The organism is Methanomicrobia archaeon, from assembly GCA_011049045.1.
Taxonomy (GTDB): domain Archaea; phylum Halobacteriota; class Syntropharchaeia; order Alkanophagales; family Methanospirareceae; genus JACGMN01.
On the sequence record DSCO01000038.1, the window covers coordinates 1 to 24,140 of the forward strand.

Here is a 24,140-nt window from a genome sequence, read left to right on the forward strand (position 1 = left end):
GAACGTGACGGCGAACTGGTATATGGCCGCGAGCCTGGTGCCGGACACGGAGTACCGGGTGGGCACGAAGACCGTCGATTTCACGGGCAATGTGAACCCGGCCTGGGTGAACGGCACGGCGCGAACAGTATCCACCGAACCAAGCCCAAGCCCAACGCCAACCCCGACGCCAACACCAACGCCAGACATCCCCCGATGGGACATCAACGAAGATTGCACCGTGAACTACATAGATCTGACCATATTATCCGCGCACTGGGGTGAGACGACCATAGCACCATATCCACGCTACGATATCAATGCAGATGGAACGGTGAACTACATAGATCTGACCATCTTATCGGCGCATTGGGGCGAGTCGACGTGTTAGGTAGGTATAAGGGAACGGAATGCGTAACGTAACGTATGCTGTCAATGGCGTTCGCCCGGGTAGGTTGGTGGGGGCGGGGCTATCTATCCTTATATTCTCGATGCTGCTCGCTCTGCACAGAGTCACGTCATTCACTCGGTTGAGTGAGGGAGGATAAGAAGAAAAAAATATGAATGGGAAAAGAAACGAGCATATAAAAACGGTTGGGTTGATCTCAACGGCGATAGTAGTACTGTCTTTCATTACCGCGGTGATGGGAATAACGACCGTCGGCGGGGCGGATGCGGTCTCGGTGACCCGGAATCTTCCAGATTATGTTGCGCCCACTAGCCAGTTCACGGTCACCTTGACGCAGTCCGGATTTCCGCTCGATGTAGGTATCGTCTATGAAGTCCTGCCGGTCGGCTTCCAGTACGTTAACGGGAGTTACACCGGTGGAGCTGCGGATTGGGTTGTTACCTACGATCCCGCAACGCGCACATTGAGGGTCGGCTTCCAAGAAGAGTCAGTAATAAGCTACAAGGTGCAAGCGAGCTCATACACACAAACTGCAGTGTTTAGCGGAACATTTAGATATACGGGGTCTGACTGGGAGGTCAAAGAAGGTACTGTTACCGGTAAAACGACGGTGACGGTAATAGTATCACCAACGCCAACACCAACGCCAACGCCAACACCAACGCCAGACATCCCCCGATGGGACATCAACGAAGATTGTGCCGTGAACTACATAGATCTGGCAATATTGTCCGCGCACTGGGGTGAGACGACCATAGCACCATATCCACGGTACGATATCAATGCGGACGGAACGGTGAACTACATAGATCTGACCATCTTATCAGCGCACTGGGGCGAGTCGCCGTGTTAGTCAGTCAGGTATAACTAAGGGCAGAAACGGTATCCGGCGACGTATACGGGATAGCAAGTGCCCCGTGTTCGGGGCTATCCCGGCGTGCCCGCAGATCCAGAGCCCGGCACGAGCACGTGTATCCCCGGCTGCTCAGACCGTTGGTTGAATCGGGAGCTATCAGGGACAGTTACCGGATGCCGCACGCGAGTCGCCCCCCCCCACCTGCGTATCGCGCCACGATACACCCGCGGCGGGCACCGGCGGGCCATGCTGCCGAGTATCTATGCGCGTATCGTGGACTCGACCAAGGAAGTTACCGGCGGGCACCGAGCAGGGCTATCCGGCCAGAAATGGCAAAGCCGATTCAGGGCTACCGGTATGCTCGTTCGTGTCAGTAACCAACGTGCGCGTTCAGTCATGCTGAGGAAGTGTCGTCATCGCTCGGTGGTGGTGTGAGCGGTCTGTAACCGCCAAGCACGAACCGCATGGCAGGCTAATAAATCGAAACTTATTTATATACCCACGGAGTACTAAACCTTTAGCGTGTGATCTCTCGGTTACATGCATACCAAAAAAGGGAGGTAAAAAAAGGAACGGTAGAGTGAGGATAAGAAGAAAAAATGAACGGAAAGAGAAGCGAGCATAAAAAAATGGTTGGTTTGCTGTCAGCGGCGATAGTAGTACTATCCATTGTCACAGCAACGCTAGCGATTACGCCGATCGGCGCGGCGCCCAGCACGGTGGCGACGGTGACCAGGTCTCTCCCTACGTACATCACTCCGAATCAAACCTTTACGGTTACTCTCACACAGTCAGGATTCGTGCTCGATACTGGTTTGATCCAGGAAGTGCTGCCGGTTGGCTTCCAGTATATTGCCGGGAGTTACACCGGTGGAGCTCCGGATTGGGTTAATTATGATCCCGCAACGCGAACGCTCCAGGTGTGGTTCCGCAACGAGTCTGTAATAAGCTATGGCGTGCAAGCGAGCCCCGCGACCCAGGCGACGGTGACCTTCTCAGGTACCTATAAAACGTTGGTCTTTGGTTGTGTAGAGCCTGAAACGGGTGTTATCACCGGCGATTTGGTGACGAAGGTAGATGGGGTACCACCCTATACTGCTAACCATTATCCCGCAAAGGGCGCTACGAATGTGCCGATAACGTCGAATATCGTCGTGCATGTCAAGGACAACTTCGAGGTCGATCCCAGCACCATTGTGATGCGCGTAAACGGCAATCCAGTATCACCATTGAGCATTGTGCCCAGCCCCGGAACGAACAATTTTGCCGTGACGTACAATCCGCCCGTGGATTTCGCCTATAGCGCGACCGTCACCGTCAGTATCGATGCTTCTGATGCTGCCGGGAATGCGATGGCCACTGATACCTATTCATTCACCACGGCGAGTGAGCCACCCGTACCAACACCAACACCAACACCAACACCAACTCCAACCCCGACACCAACACCGACACCACAATACGATCTGACGATCACGAGCACGTTCGGTGGCAGCGTCACCACGCCTGGAGAAGGTACGTTCACGTACGACGAGGGCACGGTAGTGAACCTGGTGGCAACGCCCGATGTGGGCGTGTACTTCTATGAGTGGACGGGTGACGTGGGCACGGTGGCGAACGTGAAAGCGGCGTCGACAACGATCGTGATGAACGGTAACTACGAGATTGAAGCGGCCTTTATATTCCTGGTTACTGGCGTTAAACTAACGACATCGAGCACTTCAGGTGGAAACGTAACAGAGCCCGGAGAAGGTGATTTCTATTACATCGAGGGTGATGTTGCGGACCTGGTGGCGACCCCGGATTCCGGCTATGTGTTCGTGAACTGGACGGGCGACGTGGGCACCATAGCGGACGTAAACGCGGCAACGACAACGATCACGATGGACGATAACTATACGATCATGGCGAACTTCGCCGCAGGAATACCAAGATGGGACATCAACGAAGATTGTATCGTGAACTTCATAGATCTGGCAATACTTTCAGCGCACTGGGGTGAGACAACCACCGCACCATATCCACGGTACGATATCAATGAGGACGGCGTGGTGAACTTCATAGATCTGGCGATCTTATCAGCGCACTGGGGCGAGTCGACTTGTTAGGCAGGTATAAGGCAGGCGAGGGCAGGAACGGAATGAGGCTACGTATACCACAAATAGGGCTCCCTGTAGTTGGGGCTATAGTTGTACTAGCGATGCTACTCGGTGCAACAACGATTCCCGTGTTAGCAAACCCATCGCCAATCGCCAGTGTTTCACCCGCTTCACAGAGCGTTGGTCCCGGAGATACCTTCTCCATTACTATTGTTGTTGCCCCTGATGGAGAAGGGCTATCCGCGGGTCAACTCGACTTCGCATTTGATGCAACTGCCATGCAGGTCGACAGTGTTACTGCCGGTAATTTGTTCGGCGCGAATCCCACCCCGGCGGGTCTGGACCTCGATAATGTGGCCGGTACCGTCTCATTGGCGCTCGCGCGTAAGGGCTTTACCACGCCGCCAACGCCGACCGGGACCTTTGCAACGATAACACTAACCGTCAACGAGGATGCCCCGGAAGGGACGTATGCGCTGGACATCACGAATCTGCGGCTTGCAGATGAGACCTTTGTGGAGATAACAGGGATAGCCATCAATGACGGAGCTGTTACCATTGCAGACGAAATGCCACCTACGTACTCCACGATTATCACCGTACCCGCCAGCCCAACCGTCTACGTGCCGGGTCAAAACTATACCTTTTCCATCACGGTCCTGGACAACGTGGCCGTCGAGACCGTGGTGTTCCAATTCGAGGGTGTTAACCACACGAACCTTACGAACGTTGGCGACGTCTATTCGTACCAGCTAACCGATCTGGCTGCAGGCACCTATACCTACCGCTGGTACATGAACGATACGTCAGACAACTGGAATTCCACGCCTAATCTCGGGTATATCATCAACCAGGCAGCAACCACGGTCACGCTGTTACTCAACGGCGTAGAGGGCGATCTCGTGATAGACCCGGGCGAACCGGTGAACCTGAGTGCAACGCTGAGCATTCCGGATATCCTGACGCTCTCTGTGGATGGTATAGCCGTCGGGACGGAGATGGGCTCAGTCGAGCTCGAAAACGTGACCACGCTTGATTTGGGCCCGCATAACGTAACCGCGTCGTATCCTGGTGATGGGAATTACACGGGCACGAGTGCGACCCACTGGGTAACCGTGACCTACCCGTGGGATATCAATGCTGACGGGACGGTCGACTTTATAGACATGACCATCTTATCAGCTCACTGGGATGAGGTAACTACAGAACCCTACCCCCGGTACGATCTCAACAGGGACGGGACGGTGAATTACATCGATCTAGCAATTCTCTCCGCGCATATGGGTGAGACCTATTGGTGAGGTATATAGAATAGAGCCGAGGTGAATAAACCAAAGAAATGGGAAAAGATAATATGTGGGGAATTAGATCCAAGCTAGCAGTAGCAGTTTTACTGCTTTCGATGATACTCTGCACCGTGTCACTACCCGCTTTAGCAGATCCTGAGCCAGGCGCGAGTGTATCTCCGGCGGCACAGACGGTTGGTCCCGGGGAATCCTTCACGATCGAGATCTTCGTTAATACCGATAATAACGGCGTCTCAGGCGGGCAGTTCATCATCGGATTTGATGCGAGTGCCATGCAGGTTGACAGCGTTGCGGCTGGTGATTTGTTCGGCACGGTGTTCAACACAATCGGTCCATTTATCGATAATGTGAACGGCACGGTTGAAATGGCGCTTGGGCGTATTGGAATGACCACGCCACCAACGCCAGACGGGACATTTGCAACGATAACACTAACCGTTACTGCGGATGCCCCGGAAGGGACGTATGCTCTGGACATAACCAATCTGCAGCTTTCGGATGAGAACTTTGCGACGATACTTGGGATTGTCATCAACAACGGCACTGTTACGGTCACGATTCAAGATGACCTACCGCCAACCTACTCGAATATCATCGTGTGGCCACTATCTCCAGCGAGACACGATCCTGACCAAAACTACACCTTCAACATCACCGTTCAAGACAATGTGGCGATAGATACCGTGTTGCTTGAATTCGATGGTGCTAACTATACCGCTTACGCCTACCCCGACTCAGTATTCTCGTACCAGTTCACGGGGTTGGCTGTTGGCCAGCATACGTACAAATGGTACATGAATGATACCTCAGACAACTGGAATTCCACACCAAGCCATAGTTATTTCGTGACATCGTCGGAGACTCCGTGGGACCTTAACGCGGACGGTACGGTAAACTTCATAGATCTAACGATATTATCCGCACACTGGCTTGAGACAACAACACCACCATATCCTGCGTACGATATCAATGCGGACGGGATAGTGAACTTCATAGATCTAACGATATTATCAGCACATTGGCTTGAGGTATATTGGTGATGCGCAATATAAAATGCTTATTAGGAGGTGAAAAAGAGAAATGGGAAGATATATAAAAGGAATAAGAACCAAACTAGCAGTGTCTGTATTAGTGCTTTCGATAATGCTCTGCACCGTGGCACTACCCGCTTTAGCAGATCCAGCGCCGACCGCGAGTGTATCGCCAGCTGCGCAGACGGTTAATCCGGGTGATACCTTCGTGATCGATATCTATGTCGAAACCGATGACTATGGAATCCAAGGCTCACAGTTCGACTTCGCCTTTGATCCGACGGTCCTGCAGGTTGTCAGTGTTGCTGCCGGGGATCTGCTCGGTGCTACTCCTAACGCGGTCCCCCCATTGGCAACCTGTTTTAATAATACGGCGGGAACGGTGTCAGTGGCGCTTGCGCGTTTAGGATTTGTCACACCGCCAACGCCAGATGGAGTATACGTCACGATTACCATGACGGTCGATGCGGGTGCAGCGGATGGAACGTATGATCTGGACATAACGAACCTGCAGCTTCTGGACGGGTCTTTTGCGGTGATACCCGGTATTGTTTTGAACGATGGAACAGTGACGGTTGGCGTAGGCCCGACACCGACCCCAACCCCGACACCGACCCCAACACCAGAACCAACCCCGACACCGACCCCAACACCAGAACCAACACCAACACCGACCCCAACACCAGCACCAACAGTAACACCAGCAATTCTGCGTGGCGGCGGTGGCGGCCCAGTTGATTCGGACGGTGATGGCTTCACGGATATCGAAGAGATCTTAGCGGGTACTGACCCCTTTGATCCAACCGACTACCCGGGCGCTGCAGCAACGCCAACACCAGCCCCAGCAACACCAACACCAGCCCCAGCAACGCCGGTACCAACACCGGTACCAACGCCGGTACCAACACCAGCACCAACACCAGTACCGGCGACACCGACACCTGAAGAGCCCGGTTTCGAGGCACTCCTGGCCATCGGTGGCCTGCTGGCGATCGCGTTCGTGATCCTGAGGCGGAAACAGTAACCGGACACAATCAGCTAGATACAAAGCGCACTAACCTGAAAGAACAAACAGAAAACGTGAACGGAAGTAGAGAGGGACTTTTTTTTTATTCCCTTTCTCTCTCTCTTTTTTATCTGTATTCCCTGTTGTAATCAGCAGGATAGGTGCTTGAGCCGCTTCACCTGAGCGAGCGCGGGTGGTGAGGCTGGCGGGCCACTCGTTACGTGGGAGGAGAAGGACTTGAGCGCGCTATTATGCCCGGGAATCGGAGATCCAGGAGAATGAAGAATGGCCGGAGGCGTCGTATATCGCTCACAGCGACCGAAAAGCGTGTACTAACGCTCCTGCTGCTGCTACTGCTCAGTCTCCCGGCCTTGCCGCTGGCATTGACGTCCATAAATCCGGTACTGACGACCGATACCGGCGAGCTGATCATCGGCTTTACGGGTGATGCAACAACCGCAGATCAGGATGCGTTCGCGGCCACCTACGGGTATACGATCCTTGACCGTAATGACGCTTTGAACTGTATCCTCGTGCGGCCTGACTCAGCCGTGCAGAAACGCGTGCTAACGCGCGGAGCGCGCGAGGAGATCGTGCGCTATCTCGAGCCCAATAAGCCTGTGCGCGCGCTCTACACACCCAATGACCTCTATTTCCCGGACCAGTGGGCTCTGCCGAGCATCAAGGTGGATCAGGCATGGGACTATGAGCGCGGCAATAAAACCGTCACTATTGCCATTATCGATTCGGGTATCGATTATACGCATGAAGACCTCAGTGCGAATTACCTCCCGGGTGGCTACGATTGGGTGAACCATGACCCTGATCCCAGGGACGACTTTGGTCACGGCACCCAGTGCGCCGGCATCGCGGCGGCCGTGATCGACAACGGCAAAGGGATCGCGGGCATCGCGCAGGTAAACCTCATGGCCGAGAAGGTGCTTGACCATACGGGTCGGGGTACCGAATGGGATGTGGCGCTGGCCATTGTCCATGCCGTGGGTCACGGCGCGACCATTATTAGTTTGAGCCTCGGCGGTGACGAGAACGCGCAGGTGGAGGAAGATGCGTGCCGTTACGCGTGGGATAACGGCTGCTTGCTCGTCGCTGCTGCTGGGAATCAGATGGTCGAGGGTGTCCTGTATCCGGCCGCCTATGAGTCTGTGATCGCGGTTGGCAGCATCGATCAAACCGACCAGAGACGGGGTACCTGGGGCCCAGAATTAGAGCTGGTCGCACCGGGCGTGAGCATCCTTTCAACCTCACTTTACGGCGGTTACGCCTCCGTCGCGGGTACCTCAATGGCCACTCCGCACGTCGCCGGTGTGGCAGCACTCCTGTGGTCGCAGTATCCTTCGCTCACCAACCAGCAGGTGCGGACTATTCTAACACAAACGGCGGACGATCTTGGCGCACCGGGCTTCGATATGTATTTCGGCTATGGAAAGGTCAATGCTCTGAACGCGCTACTGCTCAATCTTAACTTCGACACGATGCGCCCCGAGGTGCCGTACCCCAGCATATCCGGCATCCATACCGGGACCATCACGCCGTTCTATGACCTTGACGTCTCAAAACTCTCTACTTATCCCTGCCCGGGTACCGGCGGACGTACCATCAACGCGCGAATTTGGAATGACTCGCTCAACGTTACTGCCGCCTGGACCGGCTACCCGGGTGATTGGCAGACGATCCCCTTTGACCAGGTCTTCCTCCTCGAGGCCGGTAAGACCTATAACTACACCATCGAGACTGCTTCGTACCCGCAAATACACCATACCGCATCGCTGACCACGCCCGTCGGCACGATTACCTGCACCGCCTTTACCGATCACAATGGCTGGGTTCATCATGATCGGATCCCGGCCATCCGGCTCTTGCATTAAGCTCAGCGCGGTTACCAGCGTCGGCATGCGACCAGGGGCGCTAGCTAACCTTGCCAAGCATTCCACCGCTTTCACGATCGTGGCCATCAAGGCGTGACTCAGAACCAACTGATGGCGGGCGGACGAGGGCTTAATTAGGGATTGATTGATTCTCCTGGTTACCTGTGAGTAAGCGCACGCTCAGAGGATATTCGCGAGCCGATCCATCGCCTCCACGATCTTCGCCATCGAGGCGGCAAATGAGAACCGCACGTATCCCCGGCCTACATCACCAAACGCCGAGCCGGGCGTTACCACGATATACGCCTCGGTGAGCAGCCGCTCGGTGAATTGGACATCGTCGCTGTGATCCGGAGTGCCGACGAAGGCGTAAAAGGCACCTTCGGGATTCACGCACCGCAGCCCGATCTCGTTGAGCCGCTTGACGATCACGTCTCTCCGCCGTCTGAATTCTCCAGCCATCTCAGTAACGCAGGCCTGAGAACTTTGGAGCGCAGCCAGCGCGGCATACTGTGAAATGGACGCGGCACAGCTCACCGTGTGCTGCTGCACCTTCACCATCTCCCGCAGTAACCATCGGGGCGCCACGGCATACCCGATGCGCCAGCCGGTCATCGCATAGGTCTTCGAGAACCCGTTGATCATGATCGTGCGCTCATGCATGCCTTCCAGGGAGCCGATGCTCGTATGTCTGCGGCCATATATGATCTTCTCGTAGATCTCGTCGGAGAGCACCAGCACATCATGCTCACGGGCGAAGTCCGCCACGGTTCTCAACTCCTGATCGCTGAGCACATAGCCGGCGGGATTGTTCGGGCTGTTAATAACGATCAGCTTCGTCCGCGCCGAGCTCGCAACCTCCAGGGCTTCGTACGTTAATTCCTGCTGCAAGCGTGATACCCAGCGTGGCTGCCCGCCAGCGAGTCTGACCGCGGCCTCAAAACTCACCCAGAACGGGTCGAGCAAGAGCACCTCATCGCCCTCGTCCAGAAGGCTCGTCATCACCTCGTAGATCGCCTGCTTTCCTCCCGGCGTCACGATTACGTTCTCCGCCTGCGCCTCTATCCTGTTCTCCGCTCGTATCTTCTGCGCGATCTCCTCACGCAGCTCGGGAATGCCCGCGCTACTCGTGTAGTGCGTGTAGCCGCGGTCCATAGCATCCTTCGCCGCGGCGCAGATATGCGCCGGCGTGATGAAGTCCGGCTCACCGAGCGTAAAGTTCAGCACGCTCTTACCCTCTACTCGTAACTGCTCCGCGATCTGCCCCATCCTGATGGTCGCCGACTCGGTGATCCCACTCACTCGTTTTGATACCATCTTCCTTACTCACAGCACGCCGCAGCGAGCGGCGTTTGTCTATCAGGTTTAACTTACATCAAGTTATACTTTCTCGCCGCCATTCGATCACGGAACCCGGTAAAGCCAGACAAAGCGTTCAGGTCATTCAATTCAATCTGCGGCCTCGTCCGAGAACCGCTTCTCGACCGATTGCGCATGCCGCTCCATACCCTCCGCTCTGCACGACTGCACCACGACCTCTTTTATACGCGCTAACCCGTCCTTATCGAGCCACTGTAGCGTCATCCGGTGCATGAAGTGGTCAACATCAAGCCCTGAGAAGAGCGCCGGATAGCCCGCGGTAGGGAGCACATGGTTCGCGCCCGTTGCATAATCGCCTGCGGCGACCGGCGCATAATTCCCGATGAAGACCGAGCCTGCATGCTTGATCCGTTTCAGAGCAGCCATCGGCTCGCGCACCACTAACTCGAGGTGCTCGGGCGCATACTCGTTGGCGAACGCAAAGCATTCGTCAAGGCTCTCGCCCACGAGTAGCCAGTGCTGTGCCGTTCCACGGACCGGATCGGCTGCGGTAAGTTCGCGCTCAACCGCTCGAGCTAATTCGCGCGAGGTGGTCAGCAGCACGGCCTGCGATTTCGCGCCGTGCTCCGCCTGTGCCCGCATATCCGCAGCAATGAACGCGGGATTCGCCGTTTCATCGCCGATGATGAGCACTTCGGAAGGCCCGGCCGGGAAATCGATCTCGACACCCGCTGCGCGTGCCGCCATCTTCGCCGCCGTTACGTACACGTTCCCCGGGCCCACGATCTTTTGCACCCGCGGAACGGTCTCCGTGCCGAAGGCGAGCGCGGCAATCGCTTGCGCACCACCGACCTTACAGATCAGTGTCGCACCGGCGAGATCAGCAGCGACCAGCGTGTGCGGGTCAACGGTGCCATCCTTCAGCGGCGGCGTGCAGACCACTATCTCACGAACACCCGCGATCTTCGCAGGGATCACGCACATCAGCGCGCTGCTGAAATAAGAGCCCGGCACGTACGCGCCCACTATGTCAAAGGGCACGAACTGCTCACCGAGGTAGATCCCCTCGGTGAATTCCTCCAGCCACGACTTCCGCTTCTGCCGATAATGAAACTGCCAGATCGCCTCCGCGGCCGCTTCGATGCACGACAGCATCTTTTCTGTTACCTTCGTTCGCGCCGCCGCAAGCTCTTCCTCCGTTACCGCGAGCTTTATCAGAGTGACTTGATCGAACTGCTCGGTATAGGCCCGCAGTGCCGCATCACCTCGCTGCTTCACGGCCCTGAAGATCTCCTCTGCGAGCGGCATCACGGCCGCGAGGTCAAGTGTGCGGCTGCTGAATAGCTCTTCTGCCTCCCGAACCTCGACTATCTTTCGTATCATGTACCCCACGCACCAAACGCAGTCCAAAATTTTTATACTCGCCGGTTCTATTCTACCCTATTCTACGTTAAACAAAAAAGAGCGCGGTGATACTTAAAGATGACCGAAACGATGGAGAAGGACGAAAACATCAGCTTAGACGTGGCTATTCCTGACGGGGTAACGGTTACCCTTACCGGCAAGACGATCACGGTTCAGGGGCCGAAAGGTGCACTGGAGCGCGAGCTGTGGCACCCCGGCGTGCATATTCAGGTGGAGCACAAGGACGGCGCCGAGCAGGTCGTTGTCACGAGCGACACGGGGCGGAAGAAACTACGCGCCGTTGCTGGTACCTTTGTCTCCCATATCAAGAATATGATCACCGGTGTGACGGAGGGTTTCTTCTATAAATTGGCGGTCGTCCATGCTCACTTCCCTATGCAGATCGCCCTTACCAAAGAGGGCAACGCCGTCTCGATCGCCAACTTCCTCGGTGAGCGAAAGCCGCGAATGGCGAAGATCGTATCGGGCGTTACCGTGGAGCTGCGTGGCAAGGAGATCCTCGTCTCGGGCATGAATAAGGAGGCGGTGGGGCAGACCGCGGCCAACATCGAGCAGAAGACCAAGATACGGGGATACGATCCACGCGTCTTCCAGGACGGTATTTATCTGCTGGAGAAGGGCATCGGTATGGGCACCTAGGGTCTCTTTACCTCCCGCAGAGCGCAGCCTCGCACGTCAGTCAGTCCGTATCCACCAGGATGAAAGAAGGGAAAGTAACTACTAATAGCTGCTGGTATAATATCCTAGGTGAAGGCGTATGCCAGACATAATCGAAGGGGTAAGCCCCACGCGGATGGCGCTGCTGTCTCTGCGGCGACGAGAGAAGTTAGCGGAGAAGGGGCATGATCTGCTGCGCGAGAAGCGCGACGCGCTCATTGCCGAATTCCTGAGCGTGGTCTGCGAGGTGCGCAGCGAGCGGAAGGAAGCGGAGGCGAAGTTACGGGAAGCGTTCACCAACCTCATCCTCGCACAGGCGCGATTGGGCGTGGATGAAGTGCGTCAGTTGTCCTTGATGACCTCGCAGGAGATCGCGTTCGATTTCTCGTACCGCAGCATTATGGGTGTGGCTGTTCCGATCATCGAATTGCCGGGCACATTAACGCGGAACGCTGCGGATCGCGGGTACGGCTTCACAGACACTTCGGCCGCAGTGGACACCAGCGCACGCGCCTTCGAAGAGGCCCTGGAGAGGCTCCTCAAGCTCGCAGAGCTGGAGGAAGCGGTCCGCAATCTCGCGGGCGAAGTGGAGAAGACCAAACGGCGTGTCAACGCGCTTGAATATGTCATGATCCCCCGGCTGCGAGGCACCCGGAAGTACATCCAGATGCGCCTGGCGGAGATGGAGCGTGAGAATTTTACGCGCTTGAAGAAGATCAAATCAATGCTGGAGCAGAAAGGCTGAACCAGATCCCTCGGTAGATAAGATATCTCGGGAAACTGTGAAGTCATCACCACTATATTTTACAAGGCGCTCATAAGCATCTTCGATACATCGCCACCATTCTTGTGAATCCTCTCTCTCATCATAATCAATGTGCTAAGCCAAATAGCCTCCCAGCCGATAACCTTTCTCTCGCCTCTCTTAAGTAAGTACCGCGACTACTGTGGCGACACCCACATCAGGCCAGAGTCTATACCTCCATCAAGTTCTGATTATGCTCAATTCTCTTTTATCCCTGATTTCACGTAACTTTCCCGTGACTCTAACCATTCCCGATCATCGGCAAGTGATAGTTATTACGCATTATGGGCTTTTAGATGAAGACTTCGTTCAGTTACTGCGCTTCTCGCGTCCCTAGCTCTAGCTATGAGATCGGTTTTCATTCAAAGTTCAGCGCGATAGTATGGCTCTATTCTTGTGTCCGCTTCTCGGCTTTTGGTTCCCGCCGGCCTCAGAAGTCGGTCATTACCCGGTACTGATCGATCTCGCCCAGCGTCTCCCCTTTCTCAGAGAGTCGTGCCAATCGCAAGTACCGCCGTGCAGCGCCTTCTACATCGCTCGCGTTCGTTATTCCCCGGCCAACGATCAGGATGTCCGCACCCGCTCTGAGCGCGTATTCCACCGACTCCTCGCGCACGCCGCCGGCAACGGCGACCAGCATCTTGCCCTTGCTGTCCACTTGCTTGATCTCCTCGATGTTGCCCCACGCGTGCCGTTCCAGCTCTTCCACATCGATCGCACGGTGCAGCTCCACAATGTCCGGTATAAATCCGCTGACGCTTAGGTCATTCAGCACATCCAGCACGTTCCGTACATTCAGCATATCGATCGAGGCGTAGATCCCGGTCTTCCGCGCCTCCTCGATCGCCTTCTCGATCGTTCTGAGTGGTGCCAGGCCCGAGATCACCACGGCGTCCGCACCGGCATCCGCGACCATGCGTGTCTCCAGATTGCCGGTGTCCAGCGTCTTCAAATCCGCGACCACAAACGTATCTGGCTTAATCGCCTTGATCTTCTCCACAATATCCACGCCGTAGCGCTTGATCAGCGGCGTGCCCGCCTCTATTATTAAGTGATCGTTCAGCGGCAACTCACGAACTACCCGTTCCATGTGCTCCCATTTCGGGATGTCGAGCGCGACCTGCAGATACGGCGGGTCCCACAGTTTCGTCACTTTCATACCGATCGAAGGATGCCGCGAGCGATCTTTCTCATACAGCACCTTCTTGATGTCCGGGAAACCTTCCATCGCACGCTTTAGCGCCAACTTTGTCGCGCCGTAATTGTACCGGTAGATCTTATTGTAATCGGACGCGTGCGGGTGCATGAAGACGCTGACGATCACCACGTAGTCCTCGACCTTCTCTTCCGGAATGACACCCTCCTCCACGGAATCGGCCACCGCTTTCGCGATCGCGCTCTGTGCGGGCCCAAAGATCTTCTGTGCCTCCTTCAGGTTCCGCACCGTGACCTTGGGCACGACTACCGTCGACGGCTTGACCGGCAGATTGGGTCGTATCACGGCAAAGAGCGGCGTGTGCCCCGCTGACATCTGACTGAGTGCATTGGTAAACGCGATCCCCACGGGCCCAAATTTATCGCCGATCATCAGATCGATGTGCGCAACTTCAGCTCCTTCGCCTATCAAGGCTTCACCCACAAACATCGTGATCTACCTCACATTCACTCCTTACTATGAGCGGCATCTGCTTTATTTATTTATTTATTTATTTCTTGTCCAGTGCCCGCCGCACCTTCGGCAGGAGCTGGTATTCCAGCTCTAACTGGTGGAATCCTGGGCGTGGCCCGCCTTTTCGCGTCGATCTGCAGATCCGGGAGTCACCGATCGGGAAGCCACGCGGCTTCGAGAAGATACCGTTCGGATCCATCTTCCGGACCTCCTCCACGATCGTGCGCAGGTTCTCGCGCTCGCCTTCCACAAATACGCCAAAGCACGTCTCTTTCACTCTAATTCCCGCTGCGGTTAGCTTCGGCGCCTCACTGAGCAGCGCGAGGATCCTGCTCTTCACCTGTGCTGGCGTTATCTCAGAATCCGGTGAGATCAAAATGACCCGCGTCTCGACACCCATTTCACGTTTCCTTCTTTTTCGTTTCTATTTTTTTATTAAAAAGCCGCCCCGGGTTGCTCTTCCGTCCGATCTAACTTCTTCCAAACGGTTCGTGATGGGCCCGCGGAGATTTGAACTCCGGACCTCCCGGTTATCAGCCGGGCGCTCCAACCATGCTAAGCTACGAGCCCCTGCCGCTTCTCGACCTTTCTAAGATGTTATACGCTCGTGCCTTTTATAACTTTTATCTTTCAGCGGCCTATCTTTAAAGCGATGAGCGAGCGCACGAACCTGTATATCAAGGAATACCTTTCGGGGTCCGAGGTGCTGGTTGCGGTCTGTGACCAGGACCTGGTGGGGCGGCGTTTTGAAGACGGAAAACTGCGCCTTACCGTTTCGGAGCGATTCTATAAGGGCGTGGAAGCGACCGAGGAGGATTTGATTCGCTCGCTCCAGCAGGCGACCATCGCGAATTTGGTGGGCCGGCGAGCGGTACAATGCGCCCTGGACCATAAGTTCATCGAGGAGACGAGCATACTGGTCGTTGATGGCGTCCCGCATGCCCAGATGCTGAAGCTCTGAGTCGAAGCTAAGCTAAGCTGCTAAGCTGAGCTAGCTAGCTAGTGCCTGGCTGAAGAGACAGACGAACTCACGTGGTTATTCGCTCGTGTCTGCCTTCATCACGGAGAGGAAACGCTTCGAAACCGCATCCTCAACGAGCTGCATGATCGTATTCTTGTCCTTAAGCCCACTGAAAATGCCGAGTGGGATCTGTGCCGCAGCCATCGAGGCGTGACCGCCCGCGGAACCGATCTCCGCAAAGGCGCGCGCGAACGCATCGCCGATATTCACCCGCACGTCCTTGCTCCGGCCGGAGACGACGATCGTCTCCTCGTAGAGCCCGATGACAATAACCGTGGCGATTCCTTCCAGATTGAGCAGATAATCGGCGGCCATGGGTATGGAATCGCGATTGACCACCGACCCGACGTTGGTGATCAAATAGCTCCCCCTTATCTTCTTGTTCAAGATCGCATCGCCAACGACGTTGAGCATCTCGGTGGACATCGGTGGTGCCTCTATTTGGTCCAGGAGCTCTTTATCCGCCTTCACGTGCAGGAACGCCGCGGCTGAGAAGTCCGCGGGATGCGTCTCGCGCTTAAATCCGCTGGTATCAGTTCGTATTCCGTGCAAGAGCGCGGTCGCCAAAATCTTATCAACCGGGATATCCAGCACCCGCAGGTATTCCGTCAAGATCGTGGAGGTCGCGCCTCTGTCAGGTCGAACATCGACAAAATCCGCCTTGATCTTCGCCTCGTTATTCGCCGCGTGATGGTCAATGATGATGTCCACGCCGCCCTCAGCGGGAATCGGATTATTGACGCCGGGTAGACGGGCATCGACCAGTGCCCGCTTCGGGTACACCTGGAGATCCTCGGGCTGCGCGATACGCTTCATCTCGATACCCAGAATATTCACAAAGGCGCGATTAACGTGGTGCCCGATCTCTCCGCGATACATGATATCCGCAGCTACACCCTCGTGACGCGCAATATGCTTCAGTGCAAGTGCCGAGGCGATCGCATCGGGGTCCGGGCTGTCATGGACAACAATCGCCAAACGCGCATCCTCGTGTGCTTTTAACGCGCCCATAACACCCACCAATCCCCGCACCGTTCGCGCTAAATCGGCCTTCCGCAGCTCGTCGAGCACCGCACGCGCGGTGAGATCAGGTATGGATAAGACCAGATCAACGCCCAGACCCGGCAACTCATCCTTATCACCCGGATCTACTGCTCGTACAATCATATGCGCATCAGGTAAAGCATCTTTAAGGTTCCGGACTGCTTTCTTGTTCCCTTCGCTGCTATTGCTCATGATGAAGACCTTCTCAGGCTCGATCTCTTTCAGCAGCTTCTTGAGCACCTTGGGGTCTCCGATGTCACCAACGAACGCCGTGAAATCTTCATCAGTGAGAAAGTCCACGCGCTTCTCATCGATATCAATAATCAGCACTTCTTCCCCGCGATCTTCCAGCTCCTTCGCGATTGCATAGCCGATACGTCCACAGCCAAGGATCAGCCGCACCGGTTGACCTTTCGCCTTGCTCGTCGTCGCGGTTGACTTGGCCTTTGCTTTATGCTCGGCTTTCGCTTTTTCGGTGGACATCGTAATCTCACCCGGTATCCCTGCCCTTATCTCTCTCGCTACTAACAAAGATTTTTTACCGTGATTAGTTTTTCTCTTTTACACGGATGGGTGCAGCAATGAGGTACCGTGACTGGGAACCGCTGTATGCGGCGATCTTACGAGATTTTGGCTTTGATCGTGCGAAAGATGAGGAAGCAGCGCGAATAGCCGCAGAGCTGCTCGCAGCTAAACAGGGTTGGGCGGCGGAACCCGTTAAAGCAGCGATAGAAACGCGTATCCGGGACCGACGCGCTTTTGTCTGCGGTAATGCGCCCTGCCTGGCGCACGATCTGGAGATGCGGGCCCAGGAGTTAGAGCGCGCGTTTGGTTCTACTGATATAGTCGTGATCGCGGCAGATGGGGCAACCTCGGTGCTCATCCATGCGGGTCTCTTGCCCGATATCGTCTGTACCGACCTTGACGGAACGATTGCGGACATCATCGCCGCAAACCGACTCGGAACGATCGTGGTGGTCCATGCTCATGGCGATAATATCCCGCTTCTGAAGAAGGTCATACCGGTTCTAAACGAGAATCTGCTCTGCACGACGCAGAGCGAGCCGCTGCCGACGGTCTTCAATTTTGGCGGGTTGACTGACGGCGATCGGTGTGTATTTCTCGCACAGGCGTGCGGTGCACGGAGCATCGAGCTCATTGGCTTCGACTTCGAGGATCCCTCGGTCACGGAACGCAAGCGCAAGAAGTTGCAGTGGGCGAAACGGTTAATCAGCGCTATTCGGTAGTGCTCAGGGACTCTTATTTAAAGAATCGCCCGCCATTAATACTGTAGGAGCGTACGATGGGATGGAATCGTGCTGATCGCGTGACGCTGATAAGAAAAGCTATTGTGTTCGTTTCGCTCATTATCTGCGTTCTCCTGGCCGTTTCTGCTGGCTTTGTCCTCGGCATCGCGGTTATTTATACGCACCTCTTCTACCTCCCGATACTGTTGACCGGCATCTGGTTCCCGAAACGCGCGGTCTACGTCGCGCTCGCGCTTGGCGCCATTCACCTTATCGTGACGTATCTCTCGGTCATACCGCTCTCCGTGAACGAATTCGCCCGCGTGCTTATCTTTCTCCTCGTGGCCTACGTCGTCGGTCTCGTGAGCGAACGAGCACGGGTCGAGCAGCAGCGCCGTAAACAGACCGAAGCTACCTTGCTGGAGAGCGAGGAGCGGTTTCGGGAGCTCTTCAATAACATGAGCAGTGGCGTCGCGATCTATGAGGCGATGAACCAGGGCGAGGATTTCATCTTCAAGGACATGAACAAAGCGGGCGAGCGAATAGAGGGTATTACGAAGGACGCGCTACTGGGTAAACGGGTAACCGAGGTCTTCCCGGGCGTGAAAGACTTCGGCCTCTTCGCGGTATTCCAGCGTGTCTTTCAGACCGGCAGGCCCGAGCAGCATCCCCTCGCGCTTTACCGGGACGAACGGATCGTGGGATGGCGGGAGAACTACGTCTATAAATTGCCCTCGGGCGAACTGGTAGCGGTTTATGATGACGTCACACAACGTAAGCAGGCGGAAGACGCCCTTCGCGAGAGTGAAGCGCGCCTGCGTTTTACCCTGGAAAATGCATCGGTCGGTATCGGGACGGCCGATCGTGACGGCCATTTCCAGAGGTTAAACAAGGCGTACCTCGACCTCCTCGGGTATTCGGTCGATGAGCTGCGCACTATGACCTTCACAGACATTACCCATCCCGAGGATAGAGCGAAGAGCCAGCGCTATTTCCAGGAGCTGCTCGCGGGTACCGAGCACGTGGAATTCGAGAACCGGTTTGTCCGTAAAGACGGCTCTGTGCGGGATGTCGTTATACGCGCGGGGTTCTTTCCCTATTCGAATGAACGGCCACACTATATCGTTAACGTGGTTGAAGACATCACAGAGCGCAAGAAGGGTGAGGAGAAGCTCAAGAATATCGTTGAGGGCTCCTCCATTCCCACCTTTGTGATCACCGAAACGCACACAATCTCGCATTGGAACGCGGCACTTGAAGCACTCACGGGTATCAGCAAGTCCGAGCTCATAGGGTCTGATAAGCAATGGACCGCCTTTTATCCCGAGAAGCGGCCGGTATTGGCTGATCTCATCGCAGATGGGGCGCCAGAGCGTGACGTGAAGGCGCTTTACGGTGATACCTGCAAGAAATCACCGTTAATCGACGGCGCGTACGAGGCTGAAGATTTCTTCCCCACCCTGGGTGCCGCGGGTAAGTGGCTCTTCTTCACGGCCGCGCCGTTAAAAGACGCTAAAGGGACGATTTACGGCGCATTGGAAACCTTACAGGATATCACGGAGCGCAAGAAAGCGGAAGAGGAGCTGCGGAAGTATCATGCGCATCTGGAAGAGTTAGTTGAAGCGCGCACCGCTGAACTCGAGCGATCCAATGCGGAGCTACAACAGTTCGCTTACGTCGCCTCGCACGATCTTCAGGAGCCCCTGCGTATGATCTCGAGCTATCTCCAGTTGCTCGAGCGGCGGTATAAAGGGCGGCTCGATGCGGATGCCGACGACTTCATCTTCTACGCCGTTGATGGCGCGAAACGGATGCAGGCACTGATCAACGATCTTTTGGCGTTTTCGCGCGTGCAAACACGTGGCAAGCACTTTGAACCCACGGACGCTGAGCGGGTTCTGGGCCTGACCTTGAAGAACCTGCAGACGGCGATCGGAGAGAGCGAAGCGGAAATCACGCACGATCCGCTACCAACAGTACTGGCCGATGAAGTCCAGCTTGCTCAGCTCTTTCAGAACCTGATCAGTAACGCGATCAAATTCCGCGGTGATGAGCCGCCTCGAATTCACGTCGCCGTCGAAAAAGAGCAGAATGAGTGGATCTTCTCGATCTCTGACAATGGCATCGGGATCGAGCCACAGTATGCGGAAAAGATCTTCGGTATCTTTCAGCGGCTGCACAATGCGCGGGACTACCCGGGTACCGGCATCGGCTTGGCGATCTGTAAGCGGATTGTGGAACGGCACGGCGGCCGAATCTGGGTAGACTCAGAGCTGGGAAAGGGCACGACTTTTTATTTCTCCATACCTATTAAAGAAGAAGGGGCAAGTACCGATGAGTGATGAGCATATCGGAAAGCCGATTGAGATTCTTCTGGTGGAGGATAACCCGGGCGATATACGGCTGACGCGCGAGGGGCTCAAAGAGGGCCGGATCTTAAACAATCTCTCGGTCGTGGAGGACGGTGTTGAGGCGATGGCGTTCCTGCGTCGTGAAGCCGAATATGCTGATGCGCCTCGCCCGGATCTCATCCTGCTCGACCTGAACTTGCCGAAGAAGGACGGTCGTGAAGTGCTCATAGAGATCAAGAGCGATCCCCAATTGAGACGCATACCGGTCGTTATTTTAACCACCTCACGGGCTGAGGAGGACATCAAGAGCACGTATAACCAGCACGCGAACTGCTACATCACCAAACCCGTCGATTTCGACCAGTTCGTCAACGTGGTGAAGACCATTGAGGACTTCTGGCTCACGATCGTGCGACTGCCGCCCGAGTGAGTGACTGCCTGAACGATTCCGGGCTCATACCAAGCGCTGCGGTGGGCTGTCTGATCAGGATCGAATCGGCGCGTGGAGTGGCTGAAACAGACCGTTCGTTCAGGGTCATCGTCACCGTATCTGAGGCGATCTGCTGGCTCGACCGGAACTGACTTTTGAGAAGTTCTTTTAGCACGAGCACTAATCTAAGAAAGAGAAAAGAGGACGCGGTACTGAGATGGCGAACGCGAAAGACCTGCTTTCTGGCTGGATTGAGCTCTCCGGCTTTCCGAAGTTCACCACTTCGATGCTCCCCTTCCTGCTGGGCTCCGTCGTTGCCTGGTTCGAGGATCCTGCCCGTTTCAACGCGCCGGTGTTTGTGCTCTCTCTGGCCGCGGTCTTTCTGCTCTCCGAATTCTGCTTCGTGCTCAATGCGAGCAGCGTCTACGCCGACGTAAAGCGAAAAGGTCGCGATCCAGCCCACGTCAAAGACGCGAGCGCGCTACACAATACCGCGACCAGCGGGCGCTTCAACGCGTTAGCAAAAGGGTTGATCACACCGGAGCAGGCGGATTTCGGTGCGGTACTCTGCGTCCTTGCTGCGATTCCGATCGGCGTGCTCTTACAGTTCCATTACCAGACCGGAGCATTGACGTTACCGCTCGGACTGATCGGGATCTTCATTGCCTACTCCTATTCACGCGGACCGCGGTTCTCGTACCACGGCCTGGGCGAGGTCGCTATCACCCTCGGCGTCGGCTGGATGACGGTCTTCAGCGGCTACTATCTCCAGGCAGCGCGGGCAAGCGTACTGCCAACGATCGTCGCGTTACCCTGGGTGATCGACGTCTTCAAGCTGAAATTGACCCGAGAGATTCCTGACTATGAGTGCGACCGCCTGATCAACCGCCGGAATCTCGTGGTCCGCATGGGCAAACGTGCGACCGCGAACCTCTACCTCCCCCTGACGCTCTGCTCCTGGCTCGCTTTTATCCCGATCTTCTTGCTCGTTGATACCGCCATCCCGAAACTGCTCTTCCTGCTCCTGGCACTCCCGATGTTCTTTACGGCAAAGAGCTTGATCGCACTGCAGTCATTCAAACAGCGTCTCGCCGAGAATCGGCGTAGAGCGGAGCTGAAGCAAGATGTGCGCGCGCTAACGAGGAACGCCTTCACGGGCATGATTCTCATCCCCGTGGCGCTCATGCTGATTCTCGGGCTCGGGAAAATGGTAGTATAGTATAAGGAGAAACGTACTCGTGCGTGACGGATTCTTGGGAGAACCGTGACTTCCCTACCTACCTGAACCGCATCATGTAGTGCCGTTCGATGAACTTCTTGATCCGGTAGCCGAGCGTGGTGAACATGAACCGGTTGGAATACACGACGGCTTTACCGTCACCGAGCGAAATAATCGCGCGCGGATTCTGTATCGTGTTCTTCGGTTTATATGCCCGTAATCGCGCTCCCCGCAGTGTGCGCAGGATATTCCTCGCTGCGCGCGTCCCCTGCGCCTCCGCTTCCTCCACGTTCTGACCGGAGCGAAGGCCGTGAGCCTCGAAGCACGCGGCATCGCCGACGGCAAAAACGCGCTCCATACCAGCGATACGGAGATACCGATCTACGTTGAGCCATCCCTTCTGCTTGGGCAGATCGAGCTGCTCACAGAGGCAGCTTGGTTTGATGCCCGCTGTCCAGATGATGAGTTCATACGGGAGCTTTCGCCCGTCTCTGAAGGTTATCTCCCTCTTCTCCACCTCCTGCACCGCGGTATTCGTCATGATCTCAACGCCACGTGCCCTGAGGAATGTGCTGACGTAGTTACTAACCGTCTCGCGCGGGAACCCGGGCAATAGCCGCGGCATCATCTCGACGAGGAAGATGTGCGCATGCGCGTCCCGGGCCTTGAGATAATCGACCAGCTCGCCAGCCACTTCGATGCCCGAGAGCCCGCCACCGATGACAAAGATATTCGGCGCGTTCGTATACTCCCGCTGGTCCAGCGCGCTCTTCGTCTCCGTTGCCGCGGCCATGGTATCCACGGTGTATGAGAACTCCTCAGCGCCTGGAATGCCGAAAAACGTCTGTTCCGCGCCAAGCGCGAGCACGAGGAAATCGTACCGCACTTCCTGCGCTTTACCCGCGGGTATCGAGCCAAGCGTCACCGTTTGAGCAGGGAACTTGATCTCCTGGACTTCGGCATGCAGGAAGCTCGCGCCGATCTTCGCAGCAAAGGTCGACAGATCCGCTGATATCTCCTCCGGAGTAACTTTACCGCTCAGGAGCTCTGGATATGCCGGTTGATAATCAAAACGCGTGCTGCGGTCTACCATCACGAGTTCGAGCTCATTCGTCTCCTTTCTGAGCGTCCGTGCCACTTCCACGCCGCCAAATCCGCAGCCCAGGACTACCACTCTCACCGTAATAAAACAATATCAACGCTCATCTATCTATAACTAGGTGAAATTGAGAACTCCCGTTCCACCGTGTTTCGGGACGGTACAGCCATGAGCATCGAAGAGGAGATCAAAGCAATCGAGGACGAGATTCGAACGACCGCTTATAACAAGGCAACCATGCACCATATCGGGCGGCTCAAGGCGAAGCTCGCACGGCTCAGAGAAGAGCGGCAGAGGCATGCTGTTGCGAAATCGGCGTACAAAGGTGACGGTTACGGGATAAAGAAGTCGGGCGATGCGACAGTGGTCATGGTGGGCTTTCCTTCGGTCGGCAAATCCACGCTCCTCAACCAGCTTACCGGCACCTCTGCCGAAGTCGCCGACTATGACTTCACCACGGTCGACGTGATTCCCGGCACGCTGCTTTATAAAGGCGCGCGCATACAGGTGCTTGACGTCCCCGGACTCATCTCAGGCGCAGCATCCGGGCGTGGTCGTGGCAGGGAGGTGCTCTCGGTGATCAGGAACGCAGACCTCATCCTCATCATCGTGGAGGTCCAGCACCCCGAGCAGTACGAAACGCTCACACAGGAGCTCTATGATGCCGGCGTCCGGGTGAACGCGAGACCGCCCGAGATTACCATCCACAAAGTAAGTCGAGGCGGAATCGTCGTGAACAGCACCGTTGAGCTCGAGTTCGGTGAGCAACTGATCAAGGCGGTACTGGCCGAGTACAAGGTACACAACGCGGAGGTGCTCATACGCGAACGAATGAGCATCGATGAGCTCATTGACGCCGTGCTGGGGAACCGGAGGTACATCCCCGCTCTCACGGTCCTCAATAAATGCGATCTGCTCAGCCGCGGGCAGCTCACGACGCTGCTCCAGCGGTTTCCTGGGGCCATTGTCACCGCCGCTGCTGCGGGTACCAACCTCGAACTGCTACGGGCACGGATGTACGCCGCGCTCGAGTTCATTCGTGTGTACATGAGACCTCAGGGTGGAACGGCGGATACGGAAAACCCGCTGGTCATTAAACGGCATGCGACCGTCGCGGACGTCTGCGCGACGATTCATCGTGAGTTCGTGGAGAAGTTCCGCTACGCACGCATCTGGGGGCCATCCGCGAAACACGGCGGCCAACGCGTCGGCCTCTCGCACGTGCTTGCAGACGGCGATGTGGTCTCCCTCGTGATGCGGAAATAAAGCCCACCGCTTTT

20 protein-coding genes and 1 tRNA gene are annotated in these 24,140 nt (G+C 55.9%); 14 read left to right on the forward strand and 7 right to left on the reverse strand.

Annotated features, from left to right (window positions below):
* Positions 1-539: 539 nt before the first annotated feature.
* From ENN68_04410 to ENN68_04435, 6 genes are all read left to right on the forward strand, one after another.
* Complete coding sequence (locus tag ENN68_04410; GenBank protein ID HDS45325.1) at positions 540-1,241, forward strand: hypothetical protein; 702 nt, start codon at positions 540-542, stop codon at positions 1,239-1,241.
* Between the two features lie 602 nt (positions 1,242-1,843).
* Entirely contained in the window at positions 1,844-3,352 is a 1,509-nt protein-coding gene (locus tag ENN68_04415; GenBank protein ID HDS45326.1) for a hypothetical protein, read from the forward strand.
* Between the two features lie 32 nt (positions 3,353-3,384).
* A complete protein-coding gene (locus ENN68_04420; protein HDS45327.1) occupies positions 3,385-4,644 on the forward strand; it encodes a hypothetical protein in 1,260 nt (419 codons plus the stop codon).
* Between the two features lie 38 nt (positions 4,645-4,682).
* Positions 4,683-5,690 (forward strand): hypothetical protein, encoded by a 1,008-nt coding sequence (locus ENN68_04425; protein ID HDS45328.1) that lies wholly within the window; start codon positions 4,683-4,685, stop codon positions 5,688-5,690.
* A gap of 40 nt (positions 5,691-5,730) precedes the next feature.
* Complete coding sequence (locus tag ENN68_04430; protein ID HDS45329.1) at positions 5,731-6,705, forward strand: hypothetical protein; 975 nt, start codon at positions 5,731-5,733, stop codon at positions 6,703-6,705.
* Positions 6,706-6,938: 233 nt separating this feature from the next.
* The gene (locus tag ENN68_04435) at positions 6,939-8,573 is read left to right on the forward strand and encodes a peptidase S8 (GenBank protein ID HDS45330.1); all 1,635 of its coding nucleotides are present in this window, start codon (positions 6,939-6,941) and stop codon (positions 8,571-8,573) included.
* Between the two features lie 180 nt (positions 8,574-8,753).
* Here ENN68_04435 and ENN68_04440 read toward each other — a convergent pair whose 3' ends face one another.
* A complete protein-coding gene (locus ENN68_04440) occupies positions 8,754-9,890 on the reverse strand; it encodes a pyridoxal phosphate-dependent aminotransferase (protein ID HDS45331.1) in 1,137 nt (378 codons plus the stop codon).
* A 132-nt stretch (positions 9,891-10,022) separates the two neighbouring features.
* Positions 10,023-11,276 carry a histidinol dehydrogenase gene (gene hisD / locus ENN68_04445; protein HDS45332.1) on the reverse strand — a complete coding sequence of 418 codons (1,254 nt, stop codon included), beginning with the start codon at positions 11,274-11,276 and terminating at the stop codon, positions 10,023-10,025.
* A gap of 111 nt (positions 11,277-11,387) precedes the next feature.
* Here hisD and ENN68_04450 point away from each other — a divergent pair, with 111 nt between their 5' ends.
* Positions 11,388-11,957 (forward strand): 50S ribosomal protein L6, encoded by a 570-nt coding sequence (locus ENN68_04450; GenBank protein ID HDS45333.1) that lies wholly within the window; start codon positions 11,388-11,390, stop codon positions 11,955-11,957.
* Between the two features lie 118 nt (positions 11,958-12,075).
* The gene (locus tag ENN68_04455; protein ID HDS45334.1) at positions 12,076-12,720 is read left to right on the forward strand and encodes a V-type ATP synthase subunit D; all 645 of its coding nucleotides are present in this window, start codon (positions 12,076-12,078) and stop codon (positions 12,718-12,720) included.
* Positions 12,721-13,210: 490 nt separating this feature from the next.
* Here the strand turns inward: ENN68_04455 and ENN68_04460 are convergent, their stop codons facing one another.
* The 3 genes from ENN68_04460 to ENN68_04470 all read right to left on the reverse strand — a co-directional run bounded on the left by ENN68_04460 (position 13,211) and on the right by ENN68_04470 (position 15,019).
* A complete protein-coding gene (locus ENN68_04460) occupies positions 13,211-14,425 on the reverse strand; it encodes a bifunctional 5,6,7,8-tetrahydromethanopterin hydro-lyase/3-hexulose-6-phosphate synthase (GenBank protein HDS45335.1) in 1,215 nt (404 codons plus the stop codon).
* 61 nt (positions 14,426-14,486) lie between these two features.
* Positions 14,487-14,849, reverse strand: coding sequence for a DUF2102 domain-containing protein (locus ENN68_04465; GenBank protein ID HDS45336.1), 363 nt, complete (start codon positions 14,847-14,849; stop codon positions 14,487-14,489).
* 95 nt (positions 14,850-14,944) lie between these two features.
* Positions 14,945-15,019, reverse strand: a tRNA-Ile gene (locus tag ENN68_04470).
* A gap of 82 nt (positions 15,020-15,101) precedes the next feature.
* Between ENN68_04470 and ENN68_04475 the strand changes: the two genes are divergently transcribed.
* Positions 15,102-15,410: a DUF424 family protein gene (locus ENN68_04475; GenBank protein ID HDS45337.1), complete on the forward strand. Its 309-nt coding sequence runs from the start codon at positions 15,102-15,104 to the stop codon at positions 15,408-15,410.
* Positions 15,411-15,485: 75 nt separating this feature from the next.
* On the opposite strand, the gene ENN68_04480 is transcribed toward ENN68_04475, so the two are convergent.
* A complete protein-coding gene (locus tag ENN68_04480; protein ID HDS45338.1) occupies positions 15,486-16,916 on the reverse strand; it encodes a potassium transporter TrkA in 1,431 nt (476 codons plus the stop codon).
* 179 nt (positions 16,917-17,095) lie between these two features.
* Between ENN68_04480 and ENN68_04485 the strand changes: the two genes are divergently transcribed.
* The 4 genes from ENN68_04485 (at position 17,096) to ENN68_04500 (ending at position 21,761) form a co-directional block, all read left to right on the forward strand.
* Positions 17,096-17,761, forward strand: a complete 666-nt coding sequence (locus ENN68_04485) for a DUF115 domain-containing protein (GenBank protein ID HDS45339.1) — start codon at positions 17,096-17,098, stop codon at positions 17,759-17,761.
* A gap of 56 nt (positions 17,762-17,817) precedes the next feature.
* Positions 17,818-20,103, forward strand: coding sequence for a PAS domain S-box protein (locus ENN68_04490; protein ID HDS45340.1), 2,286 nt, complete (start codon positions 17,818-17,820; stop codon positions 20,101-20,103).
* On the forward strand, positions 20,096-20,542 hold the full coding sequence (locus ENN68_04495; protein HDS45341.1) for a response regulator: 447 nt from the start codon (positions 20,096-20,098) through the stop codon (positions 20,540-20,542). Before ENN68_04490 ends, ENN68_04495 begins: the two co-directional genes overlap by 8 nt.
* 217 nt (positions 20,543-20,759) lie before the next feature.
* Positions 20,760-21,761 (forward strand): prenyltransferase, encoded by a 1,002-nt coding sequence (locus ENN68_04500; GenBank protein HDS45342.1) that lies wholly within the window; start codon positions 20,760-20,762, stop codon positions 21,759-21,761.
* Positions 21,762-21,819: 58 nt separating this feature from the next.
* Here the strand turns inward: ENN68_04500 and ENN68_04505 are convergent, their stop codons facing one another.
* Positions 21,820-22,947, reverse strand: coding sequence for a hypothetical protein (locus ENN68_04505; protein HDS45343.1), 1,128 nt, complete (start codon positions 22,945-22,947; stop codon positions 21,820-21,822).
* Between the two features lie 81 nt (positions 22,948-23,028).
* On the opposite strand from ENN68_04505, the gene ENN68_04510 reads away from it, so the two are divergent.
* The gene (locus ENN68_04510; protein HDS45344.1) at positions 23,029-24,126 is read left to right on the forward strand and encodes a TGS domain-containing protein; all 1,098 of its coding nucleotides are present in this window, start codon (positions 23,029-23,031) and stop codon (positions 24,124-24,126) included.
* Positions 24,127-24,140: the final 14 nt, after the last annotated feature.

What these genes read in the sequence shown, in the direction of transcription:
- ENN68_04510 (HDS45344.1), top strand. Translation starts at nt 23,029, where the DNA reads ATGAGCATCGAAGAGGAGATCAAAGCAATCGAGGACGAGATTCGAACG.
- ENN68_04490 (HDS45340.1), top strand. Translation starts at nt 17,818, where the DNA reads ATGGGATGGAATCGTGCTGATCGCGTGACGCTGATAAGAAAAGCTATT.
- ENN68_04500 (HDS45342.1), top strand. Translation starts at nt 20,760, where the DNA reads ATGGCGAACGCGAAAGACCTGCTTTCTGGCTGGATTGAGCTCTCCGGC.
- ENN68_04485 (HDS45339.1), top strand. Translation starts at nt 17,096, where the DNA reads ATGAGGTACCGTGACTGGGAACCGCTGTATGCGGCGATCTTACGAGAT.
- ENN68_04425 (HDS45328.1), top strand. Translation starts at nt 4,683, where the DNA reads ATGGGAAAAGATAATATGTGGGGAATTAGATCCAAGCTAGCAGTAGCA.
- ENN68_04460 (HDS45335.1), bottom strand. Translation starts at nt 14,425, where the DNA reads ATGTTTGTGGGTGAAGCCTTGATAGGCGAAGGAGCTGAAGTTGCGCAC.
- ENN68_04455 (HDS45334.1), top strand. Translation starts at nt 12,076, where the DNA reads ATGCCAGACATAATCGAAGGGGTAAGCCCCACGCGGATGGCGCTGCTG.
- ENN68_04440 (HDS45331.1), bottom strand. Translation starts at nt 9,890, where the DNA reads ATGGTATCAAAACGAGTGAGTGGGATCACCGAGTCGGCGACCATCAGG.
- ENN68_04410 (HDS45325.1), top strand. Translation starts at nt 540, where the DNA reads ATGAATGGGAAAAGAAACGAGCATATAAAAACGGTTGGGTTGATCTCA.
- ENN68_04420 (HDS45327.1), top strand. Translation starts at nt 3,385, where the DNA reads ATGAGGCTACGTATACCACAAATAGGGCTCCCTGTAGTTGGGGCTATA.
- ENN68_04450 (HDS45333.1), top strand. Translation starts at nt 11,388, where the DNA reads ATGGAGAAGGACGAAAACATCAGCTTAGACGTGGCTATTCCTGACGGG.
- ENN68_04495 (HDS45341.1), top strand. Translation starts at nt 20,096, where the DNA reads ATGAGTGATGAGCATATCGGAAAGCCGATTGAGATTCTTCTGGTGGAG.
- ENN68_04435 (HDS45330.1), top strand. Translation starts at nt 6,939, where the DNA reads ATGCCCGGGAATCGGAGATCCAGGAGAATGAAGAATGGCCGGAGGCGT.
- hisD (HDS45332.1), bottom strand. Translation starts at nt 11,276, where the DNA reads ATGATACGAAAGATAGTCGAGGTTCGGGAGGCAGAAGAGCTATTCAGC.
- ENN68_04475 (HDS45337.1), top strand. Translation starts at nt 15,102, where the DNA reads ATGAGCGAGCGCACGAACCTGTATATCAAGGAATACCTTTCGGGGTCC.
- ENN68_04465 (HDS45336.1), bottom strand. Translation starts at nt 14,849, where the DNA reads ATGGGTGTCGAGACGCGGGTCATTTTGATCTCACCGGATTCTGAGATA.
- ENN68_04430 (HDS45329.1), top strand. Translation starts at nt 5,731, where the DNA reads ATGGGAAGATATATAAAAGGAATAAGAACCAAACTAGCAGTGTCTGTA.
- ENN68_04415 (HDS45326.1), top strand. Translation starts at nt 1,844, where the DNA reads ATGAACGGAAAGAGAAGCGAGCATAAAAAAATGGTTGGTTTGCTGTCA.